22 protein-coding genes and 1 pseudogene are annotated in these 24,755 nt (G+C 73.9%); 9 read left to right on the forward strand and 14 right to left on the reverse strand.

Going from position 1 to position 24,755, the window contains the following annotated elements; translation table 11 throughout:
• Positions 1–25 precede the first annotated feature (25 nt).
• Positions 26–901, forward strand: a complete 876-nt coding sequence (locus ACPXCB_RS02590; protein WP_425871824.1) for a YhjD/YihY/BrkB family envelope integrity protein — start codon at positions 26–28, stop codon at positions 899–901.
• Here the strand turns inward: ACPXCB_RS02590 and ACPXCB_RS02595 are convergent.
• Positions 805–3,003: an MMPL family transporter gene (locus ACPXCB_RS02595; RefSeq protein ID WP_425871826.1), complete on the reverse strand. Its 2,199-nt coding sequence runs from the start codon at positions 3,001–3,003 to the stop codon at positions 805–807. The two genes, ACPXCB_RS02590 and ACPXCB_RS02595, sit on opposite strands and share 97 nt — an antisense overlap.
• A 101-nt stretch (positions 3,004–3,104) precedes the next feature.
• On the opposite strand from ACPXCB_RS02595, the gene ACPXCB_RS02600 reads away from it, so the two are divergent.
• Complete coding sequence (locus ACPXCB_RS02600; RefSeq protein WP_425871828.1) at positions 3,105–3,830, forward strand: TetR/AcrR family transcriptional regulator; 726 nt, start codon at positions 3,105–3,107, stop codon at positions 3,828–3,830.
• A gap of 16 nt (positions 3,831–3,846) precedes the next feature.
• On the opposite strand, the gene ACPXCB_RS02605 is transcribed toward ACPXCB_RS02600, so the two are convergent.
• Complete coding sequence (locus ACPXCB_RS02605) at positions 3,847–4,494, reverse strand: hypothetical protein (RefSeq protein ID WP_425871830.1); 648 nt, start codon at positions 4,492–4,494, stop codon at positions 3,847–3,849.
• Positions 4,495–4,567: 73 nt separating this feature from the next.
• Between ACPXCB_RS02605 and ACPXCB_RS02610 the strand changes: the two genes are divergently transcribed.
• Complete coding sequence (locus ACPXCB_RS02610) at positions 4,568–6,160, forward strand: phytoene desaturase family protein (RefSeq protein WP_425871831.1); 1,593 nt, start codon at positions 4,568–4,570, stop codon at positions 6,158–6,160.
• Here ACPXCB_RS02610 and ACPXCB_RS02615 read toward each other — a convergent pair.
• On the reverse strand, positions 6,141–6,788 hold the full coding sequence (locus tag ACPXCB_RS02615) for a TMEM175 family protein (RefSeq protein ID WP_425872135.1): 648 nt from the start codon (positions 6,786–6,788) through the stop codon (positions 6,141–6,143). The genes ACPXCB_RS02610 and ACPXCB_RS02615 overlap by 20 nt on opposite strands.
• A gap of 112 nt (positions 6,789–6,900) precedes the next feature.
• Positions 6,901–8,484: a Rieske 2Fe-2S domain-containing protein gene (locus tag ACPXCB_RS02620; protein WP_425871833.1), complete on the reverse strand. Its 1,584-nt coding sequence runs from the start codon at positions 8,482–8,484 to the stop codon at positions 6,901–6,903.
• Between the two features lie 318 nt (positions 8,485–8,802).
• On the opposite strand from ACPXCB_RS02620, the gene ACPXCB_RS02625 reads away from it, so the two are divergent.
• On the forward strand, positions 8,803–9,024 hold the full coding sequence (locus tag ACPXCB_RS02625) for a DUF2631 domain-containing protein (protein WP_121396083.1): 222 nt from the start codon (positions 8,803–8,805) through the stop codon (positions 9,022–9,024).
• Between the two features lie 99 nt (positions 9,025–9,123).
• Here ACPXCB_RS02625 and ACPXCB_RS02630 read toward each other — a convergent pair whose 3' ends face one another.
• The 8 genes from ACPXCB_RS02630 to ACPXCB_RS02665 form a co-directional block, all read right to left on the reverse strand.
• On the reverse strand, positions 9,124–10,557 hold the full coding sequence (locus ACPXCB_RS02630; protein ID WP_425871835.1) for a DivIVA domain-containing protein: 1,434 nt from the start codon (positions 10,555–10,557) through the stop codon (positions 9,124–9,126).
• 31 nt (positions 10,558–10,588) lie between these two features.
• On the reverse strand, positions 10,589–11,740 hold the full coding sequence (gene rlmN, locus ACPXCB_RS02635) for a 23S rRNA (adenine(2503)-C(2))-methyltransferase RlmN (protein ID WP_132232738.1): 1,152 nt from the start codon (positions 11,738–11,740) through the stop codon (positions 10,589–10,591).
• A gap of 104 nt (positions 11,741–11,844) precedes the next feature.
• Positions 11,845–13,038 (reverse strand): phosphatidate cytidylyltransferase, encoded by a 1,194-nt coding sequence (locus ACPXCB_RS02640; RefSeq protein ID WP_425871837.1) that lies wholly within the window; start codon positions 13,036–13,038, stop codon positions 11,845–11,847.
• A 294-nt stretch (positions 13,039–13,332) separates the two neighbouring features.
• A complete protein-coding gene (gene frr / locus ACPXCB_RS02645) occupies positions 13,333–13,890 on the reverse strand; it encodes a ribosome recycling factor (protein WP_151456851.1) in 558 nt (185 codons plus the stop codon).
• Positions 13,891–13,965: 75 nt separating this feature from the next.
• Positions 13,966–14,733: a UMP kinase gene (gene pyrH, locus ACPXCB_RS02650; RefSeq protein ID WP_089001535.1), complete on the reverse strand. Its 768-nt coding sequence runs from the start codon at positions 14,731–14,733 to the stop codon at positions 13,966–13,968.
• A gap of 160 nt (positions 14,734–14,893) precedes the next feature.
• Positions 14,894–15,724: a translation elongation factor Ts gene (tsf, locus tag ACPXCB_RS02655; RefSeq protein ID WP_132232732.1), complete on the reverse strand. Its 831-nt coding sequence runs from the start codon at positions 15,722–15,724 to the stop codon at positions 14,894–14,896.
• Between the two features lie 135 nt (positions 15,725–15,859).
• Positions 15,860–16,792 (reverse strand): 30S ribosomal protein S2, encoded by a 933-nt coding sequence (gene rpsB, locus ACPXCB_RS02660; RefSeq protein WP_425871840.1) that lies wholly within the window; start codon positions 16,790–16,792, stop codon positions 15,860–15,862.
• Positions 16,793–17,098: 306 nt separating this feature from the next.
• Positions 17,099–18,391, reverse strand: coding sequence for a hypothetical protein (locus tag ACPXCB_RS02665; protein ID WP_425871842.1), 1,293 nt, complete (start codon positions 18,389–18,391; stop codon positions 17,099–17,101).
• 295 nt (positions 18,392–18,686) lie between these two features.
• Between ACPXCB_RS02665 and ACPXCB_RS02670 the strand changes: the two genes are divergently transcribed.
• From ACPXCB_RS02670 to ACPXCB_RS02680, 3 genes are read left to right on the forward strand one after another with little or no spacing between them, the layout of a single operon-like run.
• Positions 18,687–19,046 (forward strand): YraN family protein, encoded by a 360-nt coding sequence (locus ACPXCB_RS02670; RefSeq protein WP_121396090.1) that lies wholly within the window; start codon positions 18,687–18,689, stop codon positions 19,044–19,046.
• A gap of 52 nt (positions 19,047–19,098) precedes the next feature.
• Positions 19,099–20,619, forward strand: a complete 1,521-nt coding sequence (locus ACPXCB_RS02675) for a YifB family Mg chelatase-like AAA ATPase (protein WP_425871844.1) — start codon at positions 19,099–19,101, stop codon at positions 20,617–20,619.
• Complete coding sequence (locus ACPXCB_RS02680) at positions 20,529–21,824, forward strand: DNA-processing protein DprA (RefSeq protein WP_425872137.1); 1,296 nt, start codon at positions 20,529–20,531, stop codon at positions 21,822–21,824. The genes ACPXCB_RS02675 and ACPXCB_RS02680 overlap by 91 nt, the downstream gene beginning before the upstream one ends.
• A 27-nt stretch (positions 21,825–21,851) precedes the next feature.
• On the opposite strand, the gene ACPXCB_RS02685 is transcribed toward ACPXCB_RS02680, so the two are convergent.
• Positions 21,852–22,187, reverse strand: a complete 336-nt coding sequence (locus ACPXCB_RS02685) for a hypothetical protein (protein ID WP_358117196.1) — start codon at positions 22,185–22,187, stop codon at positions 21,852–21,854.
• A 617-nt stretch (positions 22,188–22,804) separates the two neighbouring features.
• Here ACPXCB_RS02685 and ACPXCB_RS02690 point away from each other — a divergent pair.
• A pseudogene (locus ACPXCB_RS02690) lies at positions 22,805–23,002 on the forward strand (site-specific integrase); the annotation flags it as partial.
• Positions 22,991–23,932, forward strand: coding sequence for a tyrosine-type recombinase/integrase (locus ACPXCB_RS02695; protein WP_425872139.1), 942 nt, complete (start codon positions 22,991–22,993; stop codon positions 23,930–23,932). The pseudogene ACPXCB_RS02690 and the gene ACPXCB_RS02695, both read left to right, overlap by 12 nt.
• A gap of 158 nt (positions 23,933–24,090) precedes the next feature.
• Here ACPXCB_RS02695 and ACPXCB_RS02700 read toward each other — a convergent pair whose 3' ends face one another.
• Positions 24,091–24,675: a GNAT family N-acetyltransferase gene (locus ACPXCB_RS02700; protein WP_425871846.1), complete on the reverse strand. Its 585-nt coding sequence runs from the start codon at positions 24,673–24,675 to the stop codon at positions 24,091–24,093.
• Positions 24,676–24,755 lie beyond the last annotated feature (80 nt).

Below are 24,755 nucleotides of genomic sequence, written 5' to 3' on the forward strand. Positions count from 1 at the left end.
GGGCGGTACGGGGAAAGAAGCCGCGATGGGCAGCGGATGGCAACGGGCGAAGCGGATCACCAGTGCGGCGTTCCGCCCGCTGCGGGGCCGGGACCTGTCCCTGCACGCCGCCGCCATCACCTTCTACGGGGCGATCGCCGTGGTGCCGGTGGCCCTGCTGGCGATCTGGCTGACCTCGCTGCTGGCGGGCGCCGAGCGCGTACGCCGGCTCACCTCGCACGCCGTGGACACGCTGCCGGACGCGATCGGCGCGCCCCACGCGGTGCAGGCGCTCGTCGAGGCCGGCGTGGGCCTGACCCCGCTGCTGGCGCTGGCGTCGCTGCTGCCGGCGTCGCTCTACGGCGAGGGGCTGCGCCGCGCCTTCGTCTCGGTCGCCGTGCCGCGCAGCGAGGAGTCGCTGGTCGGCTGGCGGGGCCGGCTGCTGCTGCTGCCGCTGCTGGCGCCGGCCCCGGCCCTGCTGCTGTCGATCCTGCTCGCGCTGCCCACGACCACCGGCCTGGTCCGGCAGGGCGGCTGGACCGGCGCGCTGGGGGTGGTGCTGTCGTTCCTGGCGGTCTGGCTGGTGCTCACCCCGGTGCTGCTCTGGCTGTTCCGGGTGGTCGGCCCGGCGTCGCCGGACTGGCTCTCCGCGCTGGGCGTCGGCTCGTTCACCGCGGCGAACCTCTCCGGCTTCCTGCACGGCTTCGTGCTCTTCGCCTCGCTCCCGATCGACCTGGGGGTGCCGTTCGGGGGCTTCGACGAGATCGGCGCGGGGGTGGCGGTCCTGCTCTGGCTCTACCTCTTCCACGTGATCGTGCTGGCCGGCTACTCCGCCACCCTCGCGCTGTCCCGCTGGCGCAGCACCCGCTCCGGGGCCGCCGACCCGGGCTCGTCGGACTCCTTGATGCCGAAGCGGCGGTAGACGCGGGCCAGCGGGCCGGGGGCCCACCAGTTCCAGTGGCCGAGCAGCCGCATCGTGGCCGGCACCAGCAGCGCCCGGACCAGCGTTGCGTCCACCACGATCGCCACGATCATGCCGATCCCGATGAGCTTGATGTACGCCATCTCGCCGGTGGCGAAGCCGGCCACCACGATGATCAGCAGGAGCGCGGCGGCGGTGATGATCCGCCCGGTGTGCTGGAGCCCGGCCGCCACCGAGGCGGTGTTGTCGCCCGTGCGGTCCCACTCCTCGCGTACCCGGGAGAGCAGGAACACCTCGTAGTCGGTGGCCAGCCCGAAGAGCACGGCGAGCATGAGGATCGGGTTGCTGGGCTCGATGAACCCGGTCGGGGTGAAACCGAGCAGGTCGGCGAAGTGACCGTCCTGGAAGATCCAGACCACCACCCCGAACGACGCGCCGATCGACACCAGGTTCATCAGCACCGCCTTGACCGGCAGGACCAGCGAGCCGAAGGCGAGGAACAGCAGCACCAGGGTCGCGGCGGCCATCAGCAGGGCCATCAAGGGCAGCCGGTCGCCGAGGCCGTCGATCAGGTCGAGGTCGACGGCGGGCCGGCCGCCGACGAGCACCTGGGCGCCGTCCGGCGCGGGCAGGTCGCGCAGCGCCCGGACCACGTCCTGCGCGGTGTCGCCGGCCGGCTCGCCCGGGTAGGTCACGGTCAGCAGCGTCGACGTGCCCCGGTTGACCGCCACCTGCACACCGGTCACGCCGGGCACGGCGGCCACCCGATCGGCGAAGGGCTGCGCCTGTTCCGGAGACGCCCCGGAGACCAGCACGTCGATCGGCGAGATCGTGCCGCCGGCGAACTCCGCGGCGACCCGCTCGGAGACGACCCGGGGCTCGGCGTCCGGGGGCAGCACCCGGTCGTCGAACCCGCCGAAGGAGACCCCCAGGAACGGCGCGGCCAGCACCGCGAGCAGCACGGTCACCCCGACCAGGTAGCGCACCGGGCGGCGCATCACGCTGTGCGCGATGCGGGCCCAGGCGCCGCCCGTCTCCCCCGCCGTCGGCCGCCCGCCGCGCGCCCCACGCCGCCACGGCAGCGGTACGCGCAGCGCGTCGATCCGACGGCCGAGCACCGCGAGCAGGGCCGGCAGCACGGTCAGCGCCGCCAGCATGGCGACCAGCACGGCGGCGATCCCGCCGAGGCCCATCGAGCGCAGGAACGCCTGGGGGAAGATCAGCAGGCTGGCCATGGCGAGCGCGATGGTGAGCCCGGAGACCAGCACCGTACGCCCCGCCGTGAGCATGGTGCGCCGGATCGCGGCGGGGGTGTCGTGGCCGGCGGCCAGTTCCTCGCGGAACCGGCTGACCACGAAGAGGGAGTAGTCGACCGCCATTCCCAGGCCGATCAGGGTGATGACGTTGATGGCGAAGACCGACACGTCGGTGACCAGGGTGACCAGCCGGACGGTGACGAACGCGCCGAGGATGGCCAGCCCGCCGATCAGCAGGGGCGTCGACGCGGCCACCAGCCCGCCGAAGATCAGCACGAGCAGCACCAGCAGCACCGGCATGGAGAGCAGTTCCGCGCGGGTGATGTCCTTGGTCGTCTGGGTGTTCGACTCGTGCAGGGCAGCCGTCGCGCCGCCGACCTCGGTCCGTACGCCGGGCGCGTCGAGGGCCGGCCGCAGCTCCTCGTACGCGGCGGTCTTGTCGTCCTTGTCGGCGGCCCGGAGCTGGATCAGCGCGTAGGTGGCCCGGCGGTCTGTGGAGAGCAGCGCGGGGGCCTGCGTGTCGTACCAGGTGGTGACGCTGGTGATCTCGGGACGCGCGCGCAGCCCCGCGACGGTGGCCGTGACCGGGTCGCGGAAGGCCGGCTGGTCGACGGACGCCGTGTCGCTGGACCAAAGCACCACCAGGTCTGCGCCCTGCGGCCCCAGCTCGCGGTCGATCCGTTCGGCGGCCCGGCTGGACTCGCTGGCCGGGTCGTCGAAGCCACCCCCGGTCAGCTGCCCGAAGACACCCGCCCCCCAGGTCGATCCGACAGCGACCAGCACCAGGGCGGCGGCCAGCACCGCCCAGCGCAGCCGCACCACCATGTGTCCCCACCAGGCGAACATTCGCCTCTCCCTCCACAGATGGCTAAGCTGCTACCATCGCTAATTTCAGTGAACGCCGTTAACTATCGCAACGGTGTTTCCTCTGGTCAAGGTGGTTGTCGATGGCCGCACCCACTCGGCGGGAACGCCTGCGCACGGCGACCGTCGCCGAGATCAAGGACGGGGCACGCCGCCTGCTGGTGACGGGCGGGGTCGACGCGATCTCGCTGCGGGCCATCGCCCGCGACATGGGCATGACGGCGCCGGCCATCTACCGCTACTTCCCGAGCCTGGAGGCGCTGGTCGCGGACCTCGCCGCCGACTTCTACAACGAGCTGCGGCTGCGGCTGGAGGCGGCTGGGGACGACGCCGGGGGCGAGCCGGTCGCGCGGTTGCTGGCCATGTCCCGGGCGTTCCGCGCCTGGTCGCTGGCGCACCCCGCCGAGTTCGGGCTGATCTTCGGCGCCCCCGTCCCGGGACGGACCGCCTTCGTCGGCGGCCACGCCACCCCGGACCATCCCGGCGCCCGCCTCGGCGCGGTCTTCATCCGGCCGATCCTCGACCTGTGGCGCCGCTCCCCCTTCCGCACCCCGCCCGGCGAACTGCTCCGGCGGCACCTGGACGGGCGGCTGGAGCCGCTGCGGCTCAGCCACGGCGAGGTGCCGATCGAGGTCGCGTACGCCTTCCTCTCGGGCTGGACCCGCCTCTACGGGCTGGTCGCCATGGAGGTCTTCCACCAGTTCGACTGGGCGGTCACCGAGGCCGAGGCGCTGTTCGAGCTGGAACTGGCGACGTTCGCCGCCCAATTGCTGGCCGGCCCGCCCCCGGACGACAGCCCGCCGTCCTGACCTCGCTGGCGTCCGGCTACCGCCCCCGCGCCCGGGTCCGCTCCCGGTGCCCGGTTCGGTCGGGGCGCCCAATGTGGCTGCCCTCGCGTCGGGACTCACCGAGCCAGAGGTGCGGCGCGTGGTGGCGGACCGCCGACACCGCCAGGGGCACGTCGGCAGCCTGGAGACGGTGGCGCAGGTGGGGCAGCCCGGGGCGGAACGGCGCCTCCTCGCGCACCAGTGTCCACAGCACCGGGTCGTCGCGGTCGATGTGGCCCGTCGGGTACAGCTCCAGGGAGTGGAAACTGGCCTTGTGCCCGTGGCTCGTGAACAGGCCGACGCCGGCGAGACTGTGCCACGGGATGACGTTCCGCCGGTCCCCCTTGTCGAACCACAGGCCAATGTGGTCGACGAGGATCCTCGTCCGCCGTTGCCGCCAGGACACCACGAAGAGCAGGACACCCGGCACACCGAGCGTCGCCAGGGTGCCCGCCGCGACGAGCCCCGCCATAGGTGACCGTGGCTGATGGCTCCCGCCGACGACCGCGACAGCCGCGACGAGGCCGCCGACCCCGGCCAGGACGAGGAACAGGGAGAGCGGCAGGCCGACCCGGGCACGGCGCCGTCCGGTGGGTAGCACCGTGGCGTCCGGGGCGGGGGTGGGCGCGCTGAAGGGTGCTGCCATGGCAGGCAAGCCTAGGCCGACCGGCGGCGGAAGGGCTGACCGGCGAGGCCTGCGGGCAGTAGGCTCCCCCGGCATGGGTGACGAGCTGCCGCCCCGGGCCGACGTGGTGATCGTCGGCGCCGGGCACAACGGTCTGGTGTCCGCGATCCTGCTCGCCCGCGCCGGGCTCGACGTGCTGGTGCTGGAGGCGGCGGACGTCATCGGCGGGGCCACCCGCACCGAGGCGCCGTTCCCGAAGGTGCCGGGGCTGCGCCACTCCACCGGGTCGTACCTGCTCGGGCTGATGCCGCCGGAGCTGCTCGCCACGCTGGACGTGCGCATCCCCGTGCTGCGCCGCGACCCGCACTACTTCCTGCCCACCCCCGGCGGCCCCGGCTCGCCGTACCTGCTCTTCGGCAGCGACACGGCGGCCACCCGCGCGCAGCTCGCCGAGTTCTTCTCCCCCGCCGACGTGGCCGCCGACGACGCCCTCCAGGCCGAGCTGGCCGCGCTGCGCGACGACCTCGCCCCGGCCTGGCTGGCCGAGCCGCTGTCCGTCGAGGAGACCGCCGAGCGGTACGTCCGGCCGGCGCTGCGGCAGGTCTTCGTCGACCTCGTCCGCGGCTCCGTCGCCGACCACCTGGCCCGCTTCGACTTCCGCTCCGAGCTCCTGATGAGCATGTACGCGGTCACCGACGGCCTCTCCGGGCTCAACGCCGGCCCCGACGACCCGGGCACCGGGCACAACTTCCTCGTGCACAACATGTGCCGGCTGCCCGGCTCCGACGGCACGTGGATGATCGCCGAGGGCGGGATGGGCACCGTGTCGCGTACGTTCGCCGACGCCGCCCGGGCCGCCGGCGCGACGATCCGCACCGGCACGCCAGTGCATGCGATCACCCTGGACGGCGGCGCGGCCAGCGGGGTCGTGCTCGCCGACGGGCGGGAGATCGGCGCGCGGGTGGTGCTCGGCGCGTGCGACCCGTACCGCCTGATGGACCTGCTGCCCGACGGCGCGCTCCCGGCGCCGCTGGCCGAGCGGATGGCGGCGGTCCGCCGCCCCGGCACCACGCTCAAGCTCAACCTGGCGCTGACCGGGCTGCCCCGCTTCTCCTGCCTGCCCCAGGGCTCCCCGAGCCCGTTCGGCTCGACCATCCACCTGCTGCCCGGCTCGGAGTCCCTGATCGGTGGCGGCGGCGAGTCGCCGATGGCGGCGCTGCGCGCCATGTGGGCCGACGTGCAGGCGGGGCGGCTGCCAGATGAGCCGACCATCGAGTGGTACCTGCACACCACCGTCGACCCCTCACTTTCCGACGGCCGGCACCACTCGTCGGCGCTCTTCGTGCAGTCGGTGCCGTACGAGCTGGCCGGCACCACCTGGGACGAGGCGCTGCACGGCTACGTCGACCGCCTGATCGGCATCTGCGAGCGGTACGCCCCCGGCACCGCCGACCTGATCGCCGACGCGGTGCCGCTGCCGCCGCCCGGCATCGAGGCGCACTTCGGCATCACCGGCGGGCACATCCACCACGTCGACAACACCGTCTCGTTCACCGACCGGATGCCGTACGCCACCGGCGTCGACGGCGTCTACGCGGGCAGCGCCGGCTGTCACCCGGCCGGCAGCGTCATCGGCGCGGCCGGCCACAACGCCGCCCGCCGCATCCTCACCGACCTCGGCCGCTGACCTCGCCGCCGGCCTCGGCGGGGGGCAGGTCGCCGGGACGGTGAATGAGGGAGAGACCAAGGAGCAGCAGGTAGAGCAGAAGGCTGAGGATCGCGTTGACGAAGACGAAGGCGAAGGCGATCAGGTAGAGCAGTGGGCGCAGCAGCAGGCGCCGCGCCACCGCACGGGCCAGCCGGGGATCCAGATCGGGGTGGAGCAGCCTTCGCCGCCGTGCCCACCACCAGCTCAGGTTGAAGAAGATCGACTCGCCGAGCACGGTGCCGAAGTAGAGTGCGGCGGTCAACCGCTGCTCGGTCGACCCGCCGCGCAGGTTGTCCGACAGCAGGTCGGCGGTGAACGGGATCGCGGCCACGAAGAGCAGCACGAGCAGGTTGAACACCAGCAGCAGCTGATCTACCCGGACCACGTACCGCCACATGTTGTGGTGGCCGAGCCAGATCTGGCCGGCGATGCCGAAGGTGATCACATACGCCAGGTAGGACGGCCAGGCGTGGGCGAGGGCGTCGGGAAGCTCCCTCCCACCGGCCCTCGCCGGGCCGTTCTGGAGCAGTTCGACGGCCATCACCGTCAGCACGACCGCGAAGACGCCGTCGCTGAACGTCTCCACCCGGGAGGCGTCCCGGACCATCTCCCGGTCACGTCGGTACCGGTAACCGCTCTTGCGCACTCCCTCGGCCAAGTGACCCCCTCGTCGACCTGATGGTCACCCGGCGGGGGCGGCGGGCGCGGGGAAATCGCCGTTAGCTGGCCGCCTCGCCCGCCGGGGCGGGGGTCTGCTGCTCGCCGGCCCGGTGTGCCCGGACCTTGTGCCCGACGCTGGTCAGGCACCGGCCGCTGGCCAGGTCGAACTTCCAGCCGTGCAGCTGGCAGGTGAGCTGGTCGCCCTCGACGATGCCGAACCGGGTCAGGTCGGCCTTCAGGTGCGGACAGCGCCGCTGCACCACCCAGCCGCCGAGGGTGATGTCCTCGGCGTCGCTGGAGCGCTCGTGCTCGTCGTACCAGCCCTCCGCGTACTGGAGGCGCTCGGTGGAGAGGCACTTGAAGAAGGCGTAGACGAACTCGTTGTACTGGCCGATCCGGGCCGCCGAGAAGCGGCAGGAGAGGAAGAGGGAGTTGACCCAGTCCACCTCGCCGATGTGCAGCAGGTGCTCGATCAGCGCCCGCTCGGTGCGGAACCGGTAGCGGACCTTCTCGTCGGCGTACGGCCGGACCTGCTTGCCCGGGAAGTCCACCACGATGGATTCAACGCTCTCGCCGTCGTAGCTGACCAGGTCGAAGCGGACCGGGCCGCCGACCCCCTTGGCCAGGTAGATCGACTCCTCCAGCAGGGGCTCGATCCGGCGCTGCATCTCCTTGAGCACGTCCACCTCGGGGTGCCGCCAGGACGCCTTCTCGGCCTCGATGACCGGCCGCTTGCGCTCGCGCATCTCCTCCAGGTGGGCCACCTTGTTGGCGAAGAACTCCTCCACGGGCACCGGGTGCGTCGTGCTGGCTCCGGAGGTGGTGATATCCGCGACGCTGCCCGGGAGCAGCACGACGCCGTTGGTGCCGCCGACCTTGGCGTACTCGCTCAGGAAGACCGACTGGTCGGGGAAGATGTTGCCCTCGTCGCCGTGGATGTCGTTGAACTGCCACAGCTCGTCGTCGAGGAAGCAGGGCGGGCCGGCGATCGGGAAGACGTGGTCGGCCTTCAGGTCGTCGATGTAGCGCCAGGTGCGGTCGAACTGCCGGTCGCGCTTCTGCTTGCCGAACGCCGTCTTCGCCGCCTGCGGCAGCTCGTAGACCATCGGGTACCAGATCGCGCCGGAGAACTGGAGCATGTGCGCGTGCACGTGGCCCAGCTCGGCAAAGACGCTCAGGTCGGCGGGGCGGGCGTCGTTCTGGTTGAGCAGCCGGACCCCGTCGTACTCCACCCACAGCGACGAGTCGCCGATCGGGCCGTCGGTCGGGCTGGTCAGCGCCTGGATCATGATCTTCAGGCCGCCGTCCAGCTCCACGACCTGCTCGTTCGGCGCCTTCAGGAACTTGGTGAAGCCCAACTCCCGCAGCTCGTCCTCCATCTCGGAGGTGGGGAACGCGGGCAGCAGCACGGTCGCGTCCTTCGACACGAAGCGCTTCAGGTGCGCCGCGTCGAAGTGGTCCCGGTGCAGGTGGGACACGTAGAGGTAGTCGACGTCGCCGAGGGCCTCCCAGTCGAGCAGGGAGTTGTCCGGAAACGGAAACCATGAGGCGAAATAGGCCGGATTGACCCACGGGTCACACAGGATGCTGCCCGCGGCCGTGTCGATCCGCATGCTGGCGTGCCCCGTACCGGTCACTCGCACCGCAGTTCCCCCTCAAAACGACAAACAAGGTGTACGCCAGAAACGCTACCGGAGGGAGTCTGGCGACCTACCCGCGACGCCGGTAGTGCCGATGCGCCCGGGTGGAGCCGGGCCCTTGGTCCCGACGCCGGCGACCGCCACCTGCCCGACGCCGGGCACCGTGCCGAAGTCCCTGCCGGCCCTCGTACGTCCCCCGGGCCGACGCCCGCCTCGCCCGTGCGGATCGTGCGGTCCGCCCCATCGGTCGGACCCAGCGCCGGGCCCGGCACGAGGCGTGCCAGACTAACCGGAGATCCGATCGCGAGGGAAGGACCGACAGTGGCAGGAAGCGAGCCGGTAACGTCGCCAGACCAGCACAAGCCCGGGCACCGCAAGTCCGGGCGGATCGGCGCGGTGGTCTCCGCGCTGGCCCTGCTGGCGATGCTCTGCGGCAACCACGAGGGCAGGGTCGAGAACATCTGGCTGATCGGCCTGGCCGTGCTGCTGCTGCTCATCGTCATCGGCGACACCGTGCTGCGGCGCAACGGCCTGCGGTCCTGACCGCACCGCGTCAGCCGGCGTCGCACCGGTCCGCGCGCCGGAGGCCACACGCACGAGGGCCCGCCCCCGACCGGGGAGCGGGCCCTCGCCGTACGCGGATCAGCGGCCGAACAGGATGTCCTGCACGTCCTTGAGCGCGGCGTCGACCTCGGCCTCGAAGTAGCCGCCGGGCACCAGCCCGAAGCGCAGCGTGTCCAGGTCCTTCGGGTTCACCGGCATCGGGTTGCGCCCCTGCATGCCGCCCAGCAGCGTGTCGAAGAACCGGTCGACCTGGTCGGGGTCGTACCCGCTGCCGAACCGGCGCACCTGGAAGCTGCGACGGATCTGGTCGACGCGGTAGAGGTCGCTGCCGGGCGGGCCGGCCATCGGCGGGCCGGCCATCGGCGGCGGGCCACCGACGGGTGGGCCAGCGACGGGTGGGCCAGCGACCGGCGGACCACCCACCGGCGGGCCGGCGTGCGGTGGGCCGCCGAAGCCCGGCTGCGGCTGCGGAGGCGGCCCGGCCGGGCCCCGGCCCCGCAGGTCACGCAGGTCCCGCTCGGGCATCCGGATCTCGGCGGTCATGTCGGCGCGAGCGCGTCGGCCGGCCTCGAACCCGTCGAAACGCGGCTCCTCGCCGTAGCCACCGGGACCGTCGCCGTAGCCACCCGGGCGATCGCCGTAGCCGCCCGGACCGTCGCCGTAGCCAGCGCCGGGACCGTCGCCGTAGCCACCGCCGGGGCCGTCGCCGTACTTGCCCGGGCCGTCGCCGTAGCCACCGCCGGGGCCGTCGCCGTACTTGCCCGGGCCGTCGCCGTAGCCACCGCCAGGGCGGTCGCCGTAGTTGCCGGGACCGTCGCCGTAGCCGCTGGGGCCGGCGGGGAGGCCACGCGGCGGCGGAGCGCCGTGGCCCATCGGGGCGCCCGGTCCCATCGGGCCCGGGCCACCGGGGCCACCGGGGCCACGCGGCGGTTCGTAGCCGCCCCGTGGGGCGTCGTAACCACCGGCGAAGGCACCGGTGGGCTCGTCGTAGCGGCCGTAGCGGTCGCCGGGCGGACCGGCCTGTGCCGGCATCGGCCGGGGCGGCATCGGCTGCGGGACCGGCGACATGCCGCGGTCGTCGCGCACCGGGGGGCCCATGCGGTCGGGCGGGCCCATCCGGTCCGGGGGACCCATCCGGTCGGGCGGACCCATCCGGTCGGGGGCACCCAGGCGGTCGGGGGGGCCCAGGCGGTCGGGGGGGCCCAGGCGGTCGGGGGGGCCGAGGCGGTCGGCGTCGCGGGGGTCACCGCCGCGGCCGCCGGCGCCACCGCGCTCCTCCAGCTCGGCCAGCTGCCGCTCGACCCGGTCGAGGTGCAGGTCGACCTGCCACTCGTCGTAGCCGTTGAAGCGGACCCGGAAGACGACGTCGTGGACTTCCTGGGAGGCGACGGGGGCGCCCACCGGACGGCCGTCGAGCGTCGCCTCGACCCGGTCCAGGAAAGCGTCGACCTCGTCGACCTTGTATCCCCGGCGGAGCGCCTTACGCCGGAAACGCTGACCCTGACTCGCCACTATGTCTCCTGGTCTCGTTCGCTACGCCCGGTCACGCCTTCTCCCCGGCCCGGTCGGTGTCGGTGTCAATGTCCTCGGCGGCGGCGAGCTGCCCGCACGCTCCGTCGATCTCGCGACCCCGGGTGTCCCGCACGGTCGTCGACACCCCGGCCTCGCGCAGCCGCCGGACGAACTCCCGCTCGACCGGCTTGGGGCTGGCGTCCCAACGGCTGCCCGGAGTCGGGTTGAGGGGGATGAGGTTCACGTGGGTCAGCTTCCCGGCCAGCAGCCGCCCGAGCAGATCGGCTCTCCACGGCTGGTCGTTCACGTCTCTGATCATGGCGTACTCGATCGACACTCGACGCCCCGTGCGGGCCGCGTAGTCCCACGCCGCGTCCAGCACCTCGGACACCTTCCAGCGCTGGTTGACCGGCACGAGTTCGTCGCGCAGCTCATCATCGGGGGCGTGCAGCGACAACGCAAGGGTCACCGAGAGGTCTTCGCTGGCCAGTCGGCGGATGGCCGGGACCAGGCCCACCGTGGAGACCGTGATGTGGCGCTGCGACAGCCCGAGCCCCTCGGGCGCCGGGGCGACCAGCCGGCGGATCGCCGCGACCACCCGGGAGTAGTTGGCCAGCGGCTCGCCCATCCCCATGAAGACCACGTGCGACAGGCGCGGCGGCGAACCCGCCACCGCTCCGGAGGCGGCCACCCCGGCCAGGTAGACCGCCTGGTCGACGATCTCGGCGGTGGAGAGGTTGCGGGTCAGCCCCGCCTGCCCGGTGGCGCAGAACGGGCAGGCCATGCCGCAGCCGGCCTGGCTGGAGATGCAGACGGTGACGCGGTCCGGGTAACCCATCAGCACGCTCTCCACCAGCGAGCCGTCGTGCAGCCGCCAGAGCGCCTTGCGGGTCGCGCCGTCGTCGCAGGCCAGCTCGCGGACCGGGGTGAGCAGCCGGGGCAGGAGCTGGTCGGCGAGCTTCTCCCGGGTGGCGGCCGGCAGGTCGGTCATCTGCCCCGGATCGCGCACCAGCCGACCGAAGTAGTGGGTGGAGACCTGCTTGGCGCGGAACGCCGGCTCCCCCAGCTCAGCGACCAGGGCGCGGCGACCGGCGAGGTCGAGATCGGCGAGGTGACGGGGAGGCATCGCGGGCCGCCGCCCGGGGGCGTCGGGGTCTGCGGGGATCAGGGGCAAGCTCGTCATGGCGCGTCCAGTCTGTCACGCCGGACGGCCGACACACCTGTCCGGAGGTGCCGAATCGCCCCCCGCCGCCCGGGCGGGACCACTGACGACGGGTGATTCACGCCTCACTCCAGCACCGGGACGAAGACCGCCAGGAGCAGGTACGCGGTCGGCAGCGCGAAGAGGATCGAGTCCAACCGGTCCATCAGGCCGCCGTGCCCCGGGAGCAGGTTGCTCATGTCCTTCACCCCGAGGTCGCGCTTGATCATGGACTCGGCGAGGTCACCGAGGACGGCGGCGCCGGAGACCGCCAATCCGAAGAGCGCGCCCCACCACGGGGCCACGTCGAGGAGCAGCCAGAGCAGCAGGGCGCTGCCCAGCGCCGCGGCGGTGACCGAGCCGGCAAAGCCCTCCCAGGACTTCTTCGGGCTGATCGAGGGGGCCATCGGATGCTTGCCGAAGCTGACGCCGGCGGCGTACCCGCCGGTGTCGGAGAGGACCACCGCGGCCAGCGTCACCAGCACCCGCAGGTCGCCGTCCTCGGGCACCGCCGCCAGCAGTGCGGCGAAGCCGCCGAGGAACGGCACGTACACGGCGATGAGGGTGGCGGCGGTCAGGTCACGCTGGAAGCCGCCCGGCCCGTCGCCGAGCCGCCAGACCATGGTGCCCAGCACGGTCACCAGTAGGCCGAGGCTGAGCGCGTCGGGGCCGGAGAACCAGGCCAGCCCGATGGTGAGCACCCCGCCGGCGATCAGCGGCACCAGCGGCGGGTGCGCGCCGCTGCGGCGTACCGCCCGGGCCATCTCCCACATGCCGATGGCGACCGCCGCGGCCACCACCACCAGGAAGGCGGTCCGGTAGAAGAACAGCGGCACCACGATCAGGGCGCCGAGGCCCACGCCGACGGCGATGGCCGCCGGCAGGTTGCGCCCGGCCCGGCTCGGAACGGGCTGCTGGGTCGGGGGCCGCTCGGCGCCGGCCCGGCGCCGACCGCGCTGCCGGCGCCCCGGAGGCGGCACGGGCTCCGGCTCCGGCTCGACGTCCCGGACCGGTTCGAGCTGGGTGGTCGGGTACTCGGAGTCGTCGGGACGTCCGTTCATCGCCGCCGGTTCACCGGCCGCCGCCACGTCGGCGTGCGGGCGGGAGCGAGCCGGCGCCTCGGCGTACGCGTCGGGGAGCACGGCGGGACGGCGGTCCCACCGACCCGGATCGATCTCGGGCTCCGGCCAGGGGAGGGCGGGCGCCGGTGCGGGAGCGGGCGCGTCGGGGCGGTCCCAGCCGCGGGGCTCGGCGCTGCCGTGGGGATCGAGGTGGGACATCACGCACCGAGCGGGACCGGTACGAGATCCACCAGATGACGCACAACCACAACCATTCCCCTACCCGCGCGACTGTTCCGTCCGGTTGACCCGCCCGACGGCTGGCCGATCCCCACCGTTCACCGCAGGGTGGCGGGAATCCTGCCGAGCCTACTGCACCCACCGATCCCTCACGTCGGACCGGCCCCGTGCCGGCCCACCGACGACGGTGGCACCGGGCCCGCCGCCCGGGATCGGGCGGTGGAGTGCCGGTGCCACGACGTCGTCGTCGCCGGTGGAGTGCCGGCGCACGGTTCACACCTCGAGAAGCTCGCTCTCCTTGTGCTTGACCAGGTCGTCGACGGCGGCGACGAAGCGCTGGGTCAGGTCGTCGAGTTCCTTCTCGGCGCGGCGGCCGTCGTCCTCGCCGACCTCGCCGTCCTTGACGAGCCGGTCCAGCTCCTCCTTGCCCTTGCGGCGGATGTTGCGGATGGCCACCTTGGCCTCCTCACCCTTGTGCCGGGCGACCTTGATCATCTCTCGGCGGCGCTCCTCGGTCATCTGCGGGAGCAGGATGCGGAGCTGGTTGCCCTCGTTGTTCGGGTTGGCGCCGAGGTCGGAGTCGCGGATCGCCTTCTCCATGGCGTTGATCTGCGAGTTGTCGTACGGCTTGATGATCACCATGCGCGGCTCGGGAACCCCGATGGACGCCATCTGGGGCAGCGGCGTGGGGCTGCCATAGTAGTCGATGATGATCTTGGAGAACATGGCGGCGTTGGCGCGACCGGTGCGGATCGCGCCGAACTCCTCCTTGGCGTGCTCGATCGCACGCTCCATCTTCTCCTCGGCCTCGAGGAGGGTGTCGTCGATCACCGGTCTCCTCGCCTCCTTCTGTGCTCGTCGTGGGCTTGTCGTGTCGGAGGGACCGCTGAGGTCGGGTCGGACCGCTCAGGCGGTGATCAGGGTGCCGATCTTGTCGCCACCCACGGCCCGGATGATGGTGTCGTCGCCCTGCGCACCGAAGACCAGCATCGGCAGGCCGTTCTCCATGCACAGGCTGAACGCGGCGGCGTCGGCGACCCGCAGGTTACGCCGCAGCACCTCGGAGAAGGTGATCGAGTCGAACTTGCTGGCGGTCGGGTCGATCCGCGGGTCGGCGGTGTAGACGCCGTCCACGCCGTTCTTGCTCATCAGCACCACGTCGGCGCGGATCTCCAGGGCCCGCTGGGCGGCCACGGTGTCGGTGGAGAAGTACGGCATGCCGGCGCCCGCGCCGAAGATCACCACGCGGCCCTTCTCCAGGTGCCGGATGGCGCGCAGCGGGATGTACGGCTCGGCGACCTGGGCCATCGTGATCGCGCTCTGCACGCGCGTCTCGATGCCCTCCTTCTCCAGGAAGTCCTGCAACGCGAGGCAGTTCATCACGGTGCCGAGCATGCCCATGTAGTCGGCCCGGGCCCGGTCCATGCCGCGCTTCTGCAACTCCGCGCCCCGGAAGAAGTTGCCGCCGCCGACCACCACCGAGACCTGCACGCCGCGGCGGACCACGGTGGCGATCTGCCGGGCGATGGCCTGCACGACGTCCGGGTCCACCCCGATCGCGCCCCCGCCGAACACCTCACCGGAGAGCTTCAGCACCACCCGGCGGGCCCGACCGGGGGGTGGCGCCGTCGGATCGTCCGCCGCCAGACTCCGGTCACTCACAACCTGCGTCATCCGCCCCGCCCTTCCCCATGCGCACGTCCCGTACGCCGCGTACCGCGAAACTGCCGTAGCCGACCCTATGTGACGAGGAGGCCGCGGTGCCTGTCACGTACACCGGCGGCCTCCTCGTCGACGTTTCCCTGCCCGCGGGGCGCCGAGCGCCCGGGGTGGCTCAGGCCTGGCCGACCTCGAACCGCACGAAGCGGGTGACCTCGATGCCGGCATCGGCCAGCAGCTGCTTCACCGACTTCTTGTTGTCGGCGACCGACGCCTGCTCGAGCAGGACGTAGTCCTTGAAGAACGCGTTCACCCGACCCTCGACGATCTTCGGCAGGGCCGCCTCGGGCTTGTTCTCCTCGCGGGCGGTCTGCTCGGCGATGCGCCGCTCGGACTCGACGACGTCGGCCGGCACCTCGTCCCGGGTGAGGTACTTCGGCCGCATGGCGGCGATCTGCATCGCCACGCCCCGGGCGTCCGAGTCGGACGCCTCGTCGCCGGCCGTGCTGGTGTACTGCACCAGCACGCCGACCGCCGGGGGCAGGTCCTGGCTCTTGCGGTGCAGGTAGACGGCGGTGGTGCCGTCGAGCTTGGCGAAGCGGTTCAGGACGAGCTTCTCGCCGATCTTGGCGGACTGCTCCTGCACCAGGTCGGCGACGGTCTTGCCGTCCAGCTCGGTGGCGAGCAGCTCCTCGGCGGTGCCGACGCCGCTGCGCTCGCCGTGCTCCACCAGCTGCTGGGCCAGCTCGATGAACGCGTCGGTCTTGGCGACGAAGTCGGTCTCGCAGTTGAGCTCGAGCAGCGCCTTGCCGGAGTGGGCGATCAGACCGTTGGCGGCCGTACGGCCGGCCCGCTTGCCGACGTCCTTGGCGCCCTTGACGCGCAGGATCTCGACGGCCTTGTCGAAGTCGCCCTCGGCCTCGGTCAGCGCCTTCTTGCAGTCCATCATGCCGGCGCCGGTGAGGTCGCGGAGCTTCTTGACGTCCGCGGCGGTGAAGTTGGACATGGCTCTCTCTTCGGTGTTGAGACTGCGGGTGGGTTGGTCCTGGTGCCGGTTACCCGGATCCGGGCGCGACGTGCCCGGCGTACCTGCCGCTCCCCGCCGCCCGGGAGACCGGGCGGCGGGGAGGCGGCGGTGCGGTCACTCCGCGGCGGCGGTCGCCGGCTGCTCGACCGGCTGGGCCTGCTCGGCCTGGGGGGCCTGCTCGACCGGCTGGGCCTGCTCGTCCTGCGGGGCCTGCTCGGCCTGGGGGGCCTGCTCAGCCTGCGGGGCCTGCTCGTCGGCCTTCTTCGGCTCCTCGAGCAGCTCGCGCTCCCACTCGGCCAGCGGCTCGTCGGAGGCCACGCCCGGCTCCGGCTTCTCGTCGCTGCCACGACGACGACCGGAACGGGCGATCAGGCCGTCGGCGACAGCGGCGGCCACGACCCTGGTCAGCAGCTCGGCCGAGCGGATCGCGTCGTCGTTGCCCGGGATCGGGAAGTCGACCTCGTCCGGGTCGCAGTTGGTGTCGAGCACCGCGATGACCGGGATGCCCAGCTTGCGGGCCTCGTCGACGGCGATGTGCTCCTTCTTGGTGTCGACCACCCAGATCGCGGCCGGGAGCTTCTGCATGTCCCGCAGACCGCCGAGCGTGCGGGTCAGCTTGATCTTCTCGCGGGAGAGCTGCAGGGTCTCCTTCTTGGTGTAACCGGCGGCGGTGCCGCTCAGGTCACCCAGGGCCTCCAGCTCCTTCATCCGCTGGAGCCGCTTGTAGACCGTCTGGAAGTTGGTCAGCATGCCGCCGAGCCAGCGGTGGTTGACGTAGGGCTGACCGACCCGGGTCGCCTGCTCGGCGATGGCCTCCTGGGCCTGCTTCTTGGTGCCGACGAAGAGGATGCTGCCACCCTCGGCGACGGTCCCGCGCACGAACGCGTAGGCCTTCTCGATGTAGTCGAGGGTCTGGCGCAGGTCGATGATGTAGATACCGTTGCGCTCGGTGAAGATGAAACGCTTCATCTTCGGGTTCCAGCGCCGGGTCTGGTGCCCGAAGTGGACACCGCTCTCCAGCAGCTGACGCATGGTCACGACGGCCATGGTGGGGTACTCCTCGTGGTCCCTGGTTGTCCCGCCCGGCCAGGCGGCCGGGCGTCCTGGCGCCCGGTCGGCGGCCATGGCGGGCCCGACCAAGATCGGGACCAGGGAGGCCGTCGCCCCACGACGGCTCGTGGAGAGGGCGCGCGAGGTCGACCGCGCAAGGCGGTCGCCAGTCGACCAGTGTACGCCCCTTCCCCGCCCCCGATGCCTCGGGTGCGGGGAAGGGGTCGAACCGCCCATTCCGGCACACGGCGCCCGCCCGGACCGGTCCACGCCGTCAGGCGGGGTGGTCCTGACGGTCGAGGGTCAGCGGACCGCGAGGGCGGCGGCGACGAAGAGCACCAGGCCCACGGTCAGGTACGCCGTCGGCGGACGCAGCCAGCCCCGGCTCCCCTCCGCCAGCGACAGCCCGCCGGTGCGCAGCCCGTACAGACCGATCGCGAAGATCGGCAGGCCGCAGACCAGGAAGATCCCCACCACGACGTCGGCCGTCGAGACCGGGTCGCCGGTCACGCCGTTGAGCAGCACCCGCATCGCGGGCACCTCGAACACCAGGACCAGCAGGGTGAAGAGCGCGGCCAGGGCCGGCCGCCGCGTCCGGTAGACCCCGTCGCCCGCCGGCGCTCCCGGGTGCGGGGCGACCACCGGCGGGTACGCCGGCAGCTCCCCCGGCGCGAGGTCGCCGCGGGGCGCGATCGGCGGCATCGGCCCGGTCGGCATCTCCAGCGGGTGCGGGGGCTCGACCGGCCGGGCGGGCTCGTCGACCGGCGTCTCCGCCGGGCTCGCGGCCTCGGCCACCCGAGCGGGCGCGACGATCGGGTAGCCGCCCAGCGGGGCCGGGCGGGCCGGCTCCACGGTCCGCTCGACGGGTCCCGCCCCGCCCAGCGCGTCGACGCCCGACGTCGACAGCGGGTCGCGGGCCTCCCTCGGTTCCCGGGCGGCGCGCCGGCCCGGGCGGTCGGCGGGCAGTTCCCCGGAAACGTCCGGGTCCGCCTCGGCCCGGCGCGAGCGGCTCGCCCGGTATCCCTCGGTCTCCGACCGGGCGTCCCCGAGCGGCGGCACCGCCGCGAAGCGCCCCGAATCGGCCTCGCCGAACCTCCCGGGCTCCGAACCCGTGGCGGCGAACCGGCCGGATTCCTCGGGACCGGTGACGGCGAACCGACCGGAGTCCTCCGGTCCCGGCACGGCGAACCGGCCCGGGTCCTCCCGTCCCGTGGCCGCGAACCGGCCCGAGTCCTCCGACCCGCCGAAGCGGCCCCGGTCGGTGTCGACGGCCGCGAAGCGCCCCGAGTCGGGCTCGACGGCTCCGAACCGGCCGGAGTCGGGCTCGACGGCCGCGAAGCGCCCGGAGTCGGGCTCCGTCGACGTGCCGAAGCGTCCTGGTTCGCCACGTCGGGGCCCCGTGGAGTCGCCGTAGCGGCCGTCCTCGGCGGACCGGCGCTGCTCGGGGGCGTTCAGGTCGTCGTCGCGGTACCGGCTCTCGGCCGGACCGCGCCAGTCCGCCTCCCCGTAGCCGCTCTCGCGGTCGCGGTCGCGGTCGCGGTCGGCCGGATACCAGCGCGACTCCTGATCTTCGACAAAGTTCCGTCGTCCGTCCACGTCCGGCACGGTATGCGACCGGCTCCACGGACGCCATTCGCCCCCGGGACATCCGCGCCACCGGGAGCACCGGTCACCCGCGCCGCTGGTCGGGAACGGCGACGGGCGGGGACTGCGGCGGGTGAGCAGGCCCAGCTCAGCGCCGGACCGTGTGGCTCGTGGCGGCGGTCCACCGAGGCGGGCCGCATAGCACGACGAGGGCATGATCGTCCGTTCGTCCACAGTGCGCCCGTCGTCCACAGTTTCCGGCTAGCAGGGCGGCGGTTGCCCGCCCGCCGGGTGCACCGTGCCGGACATGACGAAGCGGAACCAGGCGGTCGGCGCGTACGGGGAGCGGTGCGCCGTCCGGCATCTGATCGGGGCGGGACTGCGCCCGGTGGCCCGGAACTGGCGCTGCCCGGCCGGGGAGATCGACATCATCGCCTGGGACGGGCCGGTGCTCGCCTTCTGCGAGGTGAAGACCCGCCGCACCGACGAGTTCGGGCCGCCGGCGGAGGCGGTCGTACCGGCCAAGGCGCGGCGGCTGCGCGGGCTCGCCGCCCGGTGGCTCGCCGACACCGGCACCACCGCCGACGAGGTGCGCTTCGACGTCGTCTCCGTACGCCTGACCGGCGCCGGCGCCGCCCGGGTCGAGCATCTCAAGGGGGCGTTCTGATGGGCGGACCCGACCGGACCGGATCCGGCGTCAAGCGACGGCGGGTGGCGTCGTGAGCTACGCGAAGGTGCTCTGCGTGGGCCTGGTGGGCGTCACCGGGCACCTGGTGGAGGTCGAGGCCGACCTGGCCGCCGGCCTGCCGGCGGTGGTCATCTCGGGGCTGCCGGACACCGCCCTGCACGAGGCCCGGGACCGGGTCCGCGCGGCCGTGGTCAACTCCGGTCAGCGGTGGCCCAACCGGCGGATCACCCTCAACCTGCTGCCGGCCGACCTGCCGAAGTTCGGCTCCGCGTTCGACCTGGCGATCGCGGCGGCCCTGCTGGGCGGCTCCGGCGAGCTGCCGCTGCTGCCCCTGGAACACGTGGTGGTCCTGGGCGAGCTGGGCCTCGACGGCACGGTCCGCCCGGTGCGCGGTGTGCTGCCGATGGTCGCCGCGGCCGCCCGGGCCGGCGTCGGGAAGGTGATCGTCCCGGCCGGCAACGCCGCCGAGGCGGCGGTCGTCCCCGGGGTCCGGGTCCGGGCGGTCGACACGCTGCACCGGCTGGTCAGCTTCATCCGCGACGGCTCGCCCCTGATCGAGCCGGAGCCGGACGGCCCGTCGCCGGCCGGCGGCGGGCCCGACCTGGCCGAGGTCGCCGGGCAGGGGCTGGGCCGGCGGGCACTGGAGGTGGCCGCGGCGGGCGGGCACCACCTGGCGCTGGTCGGGCCGCCGGGAGCCGGCAAGACCATGCTCGCCGAGCGCCTCCCGTCGATCCTGCCTGAGCTCGACGACGAGGCCGCGCTGGAGGTCACCGCGCTGCACTCCATCGCCGGGCTGCTGCCACCGGGCGGCCGGTTGCTGCGCCGCCCGCCGTTCCAGGCACCGCACCACACGGCGACGGTGCCGTCGCTGGTGGGCGGCGGTTCCGGGCTGGCCCGTCCCGGCGCGATCTCGCTCGCCCACCGGGGCGTGCTCTTCCTCGACGAGGCCCCCGAGTTCAGCCGGGGCGCGCTGGAGGCGCTGCGCCAACCGCTGGAGAACGGCCGGGTCCGGCTGGCCCGCAGCCGGGGCGGCGCCGAGTACCCGGCCCGTACGCAGGTGGTGCTGGCGGCCAACCCGTGCCCGTGCGCCAAGCCGGCCGGGGACGCGTACTGCGAGTGCCCGCCGCAGGCCCGGCGGCGCTACCTCAGCCGGCTCTCCGGGCCGTTGCTGGACCGGATCGACGTGCAGGTCAAGCTGCCGCCCGTCCGCGCGGCCGAACTGATGCAGGCGACCATCGACAGCGAGCCCTCCGCCACCGTCGCCGCGCGGGTGGCGGTGGCCCGGCAGGCGGCGGCCACCCGCTGGGCGGTGCTCGGTCACCGGCTCAACGCCGAGATACCCGGCCCGTATTTGCGCCGCCCGCCCTGGCGGTTGCCCGCGCCGGACACCGCCGAGCTGCGGGCCCGGCTCGACTCCGGGTCGCTGTCGGCCCGGGGCTTCGACCGGATCATCCGCCTGGCCTGGACGATCGCGGATCTGGACGGTCGGGACAGTCCCGACCGGGAGGACGTCCGGGAGGCCATCCAACTGAGGACGGGGGACGCGACGTGAGCACCGACGAGGAGACCCTGGCCAGGGTGGCGCTCACCTGGCTCGCCGAACCGGGCACCTGGTCGGTGCACCGGCTGGTCGACCGGCTCGGCCCGGTGGCGGCGCTCGACCTCCTGCTGGACGGGGGCGCGCCTGAGGAGACGCTGCGGAACACCGTGGCGGCCCGTTGCGCGGCCGGCGACGCCCGGGCCGTCGCGGCCGAGGCGCTGGCCCGCACGGACCGCCTCGGCGCCCGGATCGTCGTCCCCGGCGACGACGAGTGGCCCGTCCGGGTCGGTGACCTGCGCCGGCTCCGGCTGCCCGGCGCCTACCGGCGGGTGGACATCGAGACCGCCCCGCCGCTCTGCTTCTGGGTACGCGGCTCGTGGCCACTCGCAGAGGCGTTCGACCGCTCCGTCGCGATCGTCGGCGCCCGCGCCGCCACCGGGTACGGCACGCACGTCGCCACGGAACTCGGCTACGGGCTGGCCGACCGGGACTGGACGGTCGTCTCGGGCGGAGCCTTCGGCATCGACGCCGCGGCCCACCGGGGCGCGCTCAACGCCGGTGGCCTGACCGTGGCGGTGCTCGCCTGCGGCGTGGACCGCCCGTACCCGATGGGCAACGCGGCGTTGTTCGACCGGATCGCCGACACCGGGCTGCTGGTCAGCGAGTGGATGCCGGGGGCCGATCCGCTCCGGCCCCGGTTCCTCATCCGCAACCGGGTGATCGCGGCGGGCACCCTCGGCACGGTGCTGGTGGAGGCGGCCGCCCGCAGCGGCGCCACCCAGACCACCCACCGGGCGCTCGCCCTGGACAAGCCCAGCATGGTGGTACCCGGCCCGGTCACGTCGGCGATGTCCGTCGGCGCACACGAGACGCTGCGGGAGTATCCGAGGGCCCGGCTGGTCACCGGCGTCGCGCAGGTGCTGGAGGAGGTCGGGCGGATCGGCGACCTGGCGCCCGTACCGCGCGGCCCGCAGCAGCCGGTCGACCTGCTCGACGACGACGCGAGGGCCGTCGTCGAGGCGTTGCCCCGCCGGGGCGCGGTCGGTGTGGACGTCCTCGCCGCGCGGGCCGGGGTGCCCGTCCGTACCGCGCTGCGGAAGCTGTCGATGCTCGAGGAACTGGCCCTGGTGCTCCGCCGCGACGACGGGTACGCCCTCGCGCCCCCGCCGGCCAGGAACGCGACCGCCGGACGGCCGGCACCGCCGGAGGGACCGTGAACCGCCGGACGGAACCGTGCACCGCCGTCAGTCACCCTCGAAGCGGATCTCCATCGCGCGGTCCTGCCGGCAGCGCCGCGCCAACCGGTCCAGCCGGCGCACGTGCGTCAGCTCCGGCGTCGACCGGGACACCTCGGCGAGGCAGCGCACCTCGGCGAGGAGCTGCGGCGCCTGGCCGGCAGGGACCACCAGCTCGCCGACCGGATCCACCCGGTCGAGCAGAGGGGTACGCCCGGTGCCACGGACGCGCCGGACGAGGTTCAGCAGTACGTCGTCGGGATCGGGCAGCACCTCGGCCGGCACGAGGCGACGCCGGTCCGAGCCCACCCCGACCGCCCGGTAGAGGACGACGTCCACCCCCATGTCCGGTCCCCCTTCGTCGAGCCTGGTCCCGTCGCACGGCGACCACGGCCAGGGCCCACACCCGTTGGTACGACAAGTCTGCGCGCACCGGCCGACGCAATCCACCACCCGGGCCGCGCGTGCGTGCCGGGAGCACCCGCGAGCCGGCACGGCCGGCCGCCGCCTGGGCGCCCGGGCAGCCCGGTGCCCAGCCGGTGGACGGCGGCTCGGTGCGCGCTGCCCGGACCGATGGCCGCCGGCCCGGTGCGCGGCCCGGCGTTGGCCTGCCGGTGGCCGGCGGCCCGGTGCGTTGCCCGGCCCGATGCCCTGCCGGTGGCTGGCGGCCCGGTGCGCGGCCCGGCCCGGTGGCCTGCCGGGGGCGTCGGGCGACCGTAGGCTGGTCCCGTGCCGCCCGAGGATCCGCCGCCCATCGCCACCACGGCCTCGATCCGCACCGAGGTGCACCGAGGGGTGCGGCCTCCCGCGCGGGTCGGCCAGGCGGCGTCCGCAGCTCGGCCCGGCGTGGCAGGGATGCGCACGCGAGGCACACCGGGCGCCCGGCGGGTGGCGGCGAGGGGATCGCGGTGAGCCGGGAGACGAACGGCACCCGGGCGACCCACGAGGCGCTCCCACCGGCGATGCGCGAGGCGGTGGACGACTTCGCCGGGTACCTGGCCGCCGTGCGCAACCGGTCCGCCCACACCGTCCGGGCATACGTCGGTGACGTGGTGTCGCTGCTGGACCACGCCCACCGGATGGGCTGCGCCGAACTGCCGGAGCTGGACCTCGCCGTGCTCCGCAGCTGGCTGGCGAAGCAGCGGACGATGGGGGCCGCCCGGACGTCGCTCGCCCGCCGGGCGGCCTCGGCGCGGACGTTCAGCGCGTGGGCCCACCGCTGCGGGCTGCTTCCCGCCGACGTGGCCGGCGCCCTGTCCAGCCCGCGCGCCCACCGGGACCTGCCGACCGTGCTGCGTGCCGACCAGGCCGCCGCCCTGGTCGAAGCGCCGGGCCGGTTCGCCCCGGCCGTGCCGCCACCTCCCGCCGGGGGCGACTCCCGACCGCCGTCACCCGACGAGGACGCCTCAAGACCGCCGTCACCCGACGAGGACGCCTCAAGACCGCCGTCACCCGACGGGGAGGGCTTCCGGCCAGCATCGCCCGACCAGAAGGGCTCCCGACCGGCGTCGCCCGCCGACGACGGGTCCGGGCCCGCGTCGCCGAAGTCGTCGGGTCCTCCCCCTGCGGCGGACCAGGCCGCTGAGGCGGTACTGCTGCGGGACCGGGCGCTGCTGGAACTGCTCTACGGCACGGGGGTGCGGATCAGCGAGGCGTGCGGCCTCGACGTCGCAGACGTCGACCACGCGCGACGGGTCGTGCGGGTGTTCGGCAAGGGTGGCCGGGAACGGGCCGTGCCGTACGGGGTGCCGGCGCAGCGGGCACTCGACGAGTGGCTGCGCCACGGCCGGCCGGCGCTTGCCGCACCGCACTCCCGCGACGCGCTGCTGCTCGGCGCCCGCGGCGGACGGCTCAACCCGACGACGGCACGACGGATCGTCGGCGGGTACGCGGAGGCCACCGGCCTACCCCCGATCAGCCCGCACGGGCTGCGCCACTCGGCGGCCACCCACCTGCTGGAGGGCGGCGCCGACCTGCGGGCGGTGCAGGAACTGCTCGGGCACTCGTCCCTGGCGAGCACCCAGATCTACACACACGTGTCCGTGGAGCGGCTCCGCGCCGCCTACCGCCAGGCCCACCCACGCGCCTGAGTCCCGCCAGCGCAGACCGCCCCGGACCCGAGCAGCCGGGACCCGGGCGGCCCGGGCACGAGCGGCTTGGACCTGAGCAGTCCGGGAGCGGCAGCCGACAGGAGCAGCCCGGGTGCGGCAACCGGGCCCGACCTGCCGGGGCAGGCAGGGGCGGGTGCTCAGGTCCGGCGCGGCGACGAGCCCGGCCCGTCGGGGGCCGAGCCCCGGAGCACGACGTGCGGCTCGCGCCCGAGGTCCAGGCACATCCGCACGTCGTCGTAGCGTTCGTCGCCCACCTCGATGACGTTCGGCAGTCGACCCCACTCGCGGAAGCCGAGGCGCTCGTACAGCTCGATGGCGCCGTGGTTGTTGCCGCGCACTCCCAGCGCGAGGGTCTCGACGCCGGCTTTGCGGGCGTCGTCGATCAGCGCGCCGGTGACGAGCCGACCGATGCCGCGGCCACGGGCGGCGGGGTGTGCGGTGACCTTCTCCAGGTCGGCGTAGTGGGTGAAGATCGGCTTCGGACCGCGCCGCCACGATCCGGTGCCCACCACCCGGTCGTCGAGCACGGCGAGGACCAGCGCGGCGTCGCCGGCGTCGACGAGACCGAGCACCGCGTCCAGCCAGGCGTCGGTCTCGGCGCGGCCGGGCGGGACCGCGTACCCGATCGCGCCGCCCCGCTCGGCCACGGCGTGCAGCACCCGGTGCACCTCGGCGCGCAGCTGCCGGTCGGCGGCGGTCGGCCAGCGCAGTTCGACGTCCATGACCAGCGATTCTCCGGGATCGAGGACGGTCGACCGGCACGGGCTCGATGGAACCGCGTCCCGGGCGGGCGTCCGGCGGA

Source organism: Micromonospora sp. DT62, from assembly GCF_049847285.1.
GTDB lineage: Bacteria > Actinomycetota > Actinomycetes > Mycobacteriales > Micromonosporaceae > Micromonospora > Micromonospora reichwaldensis.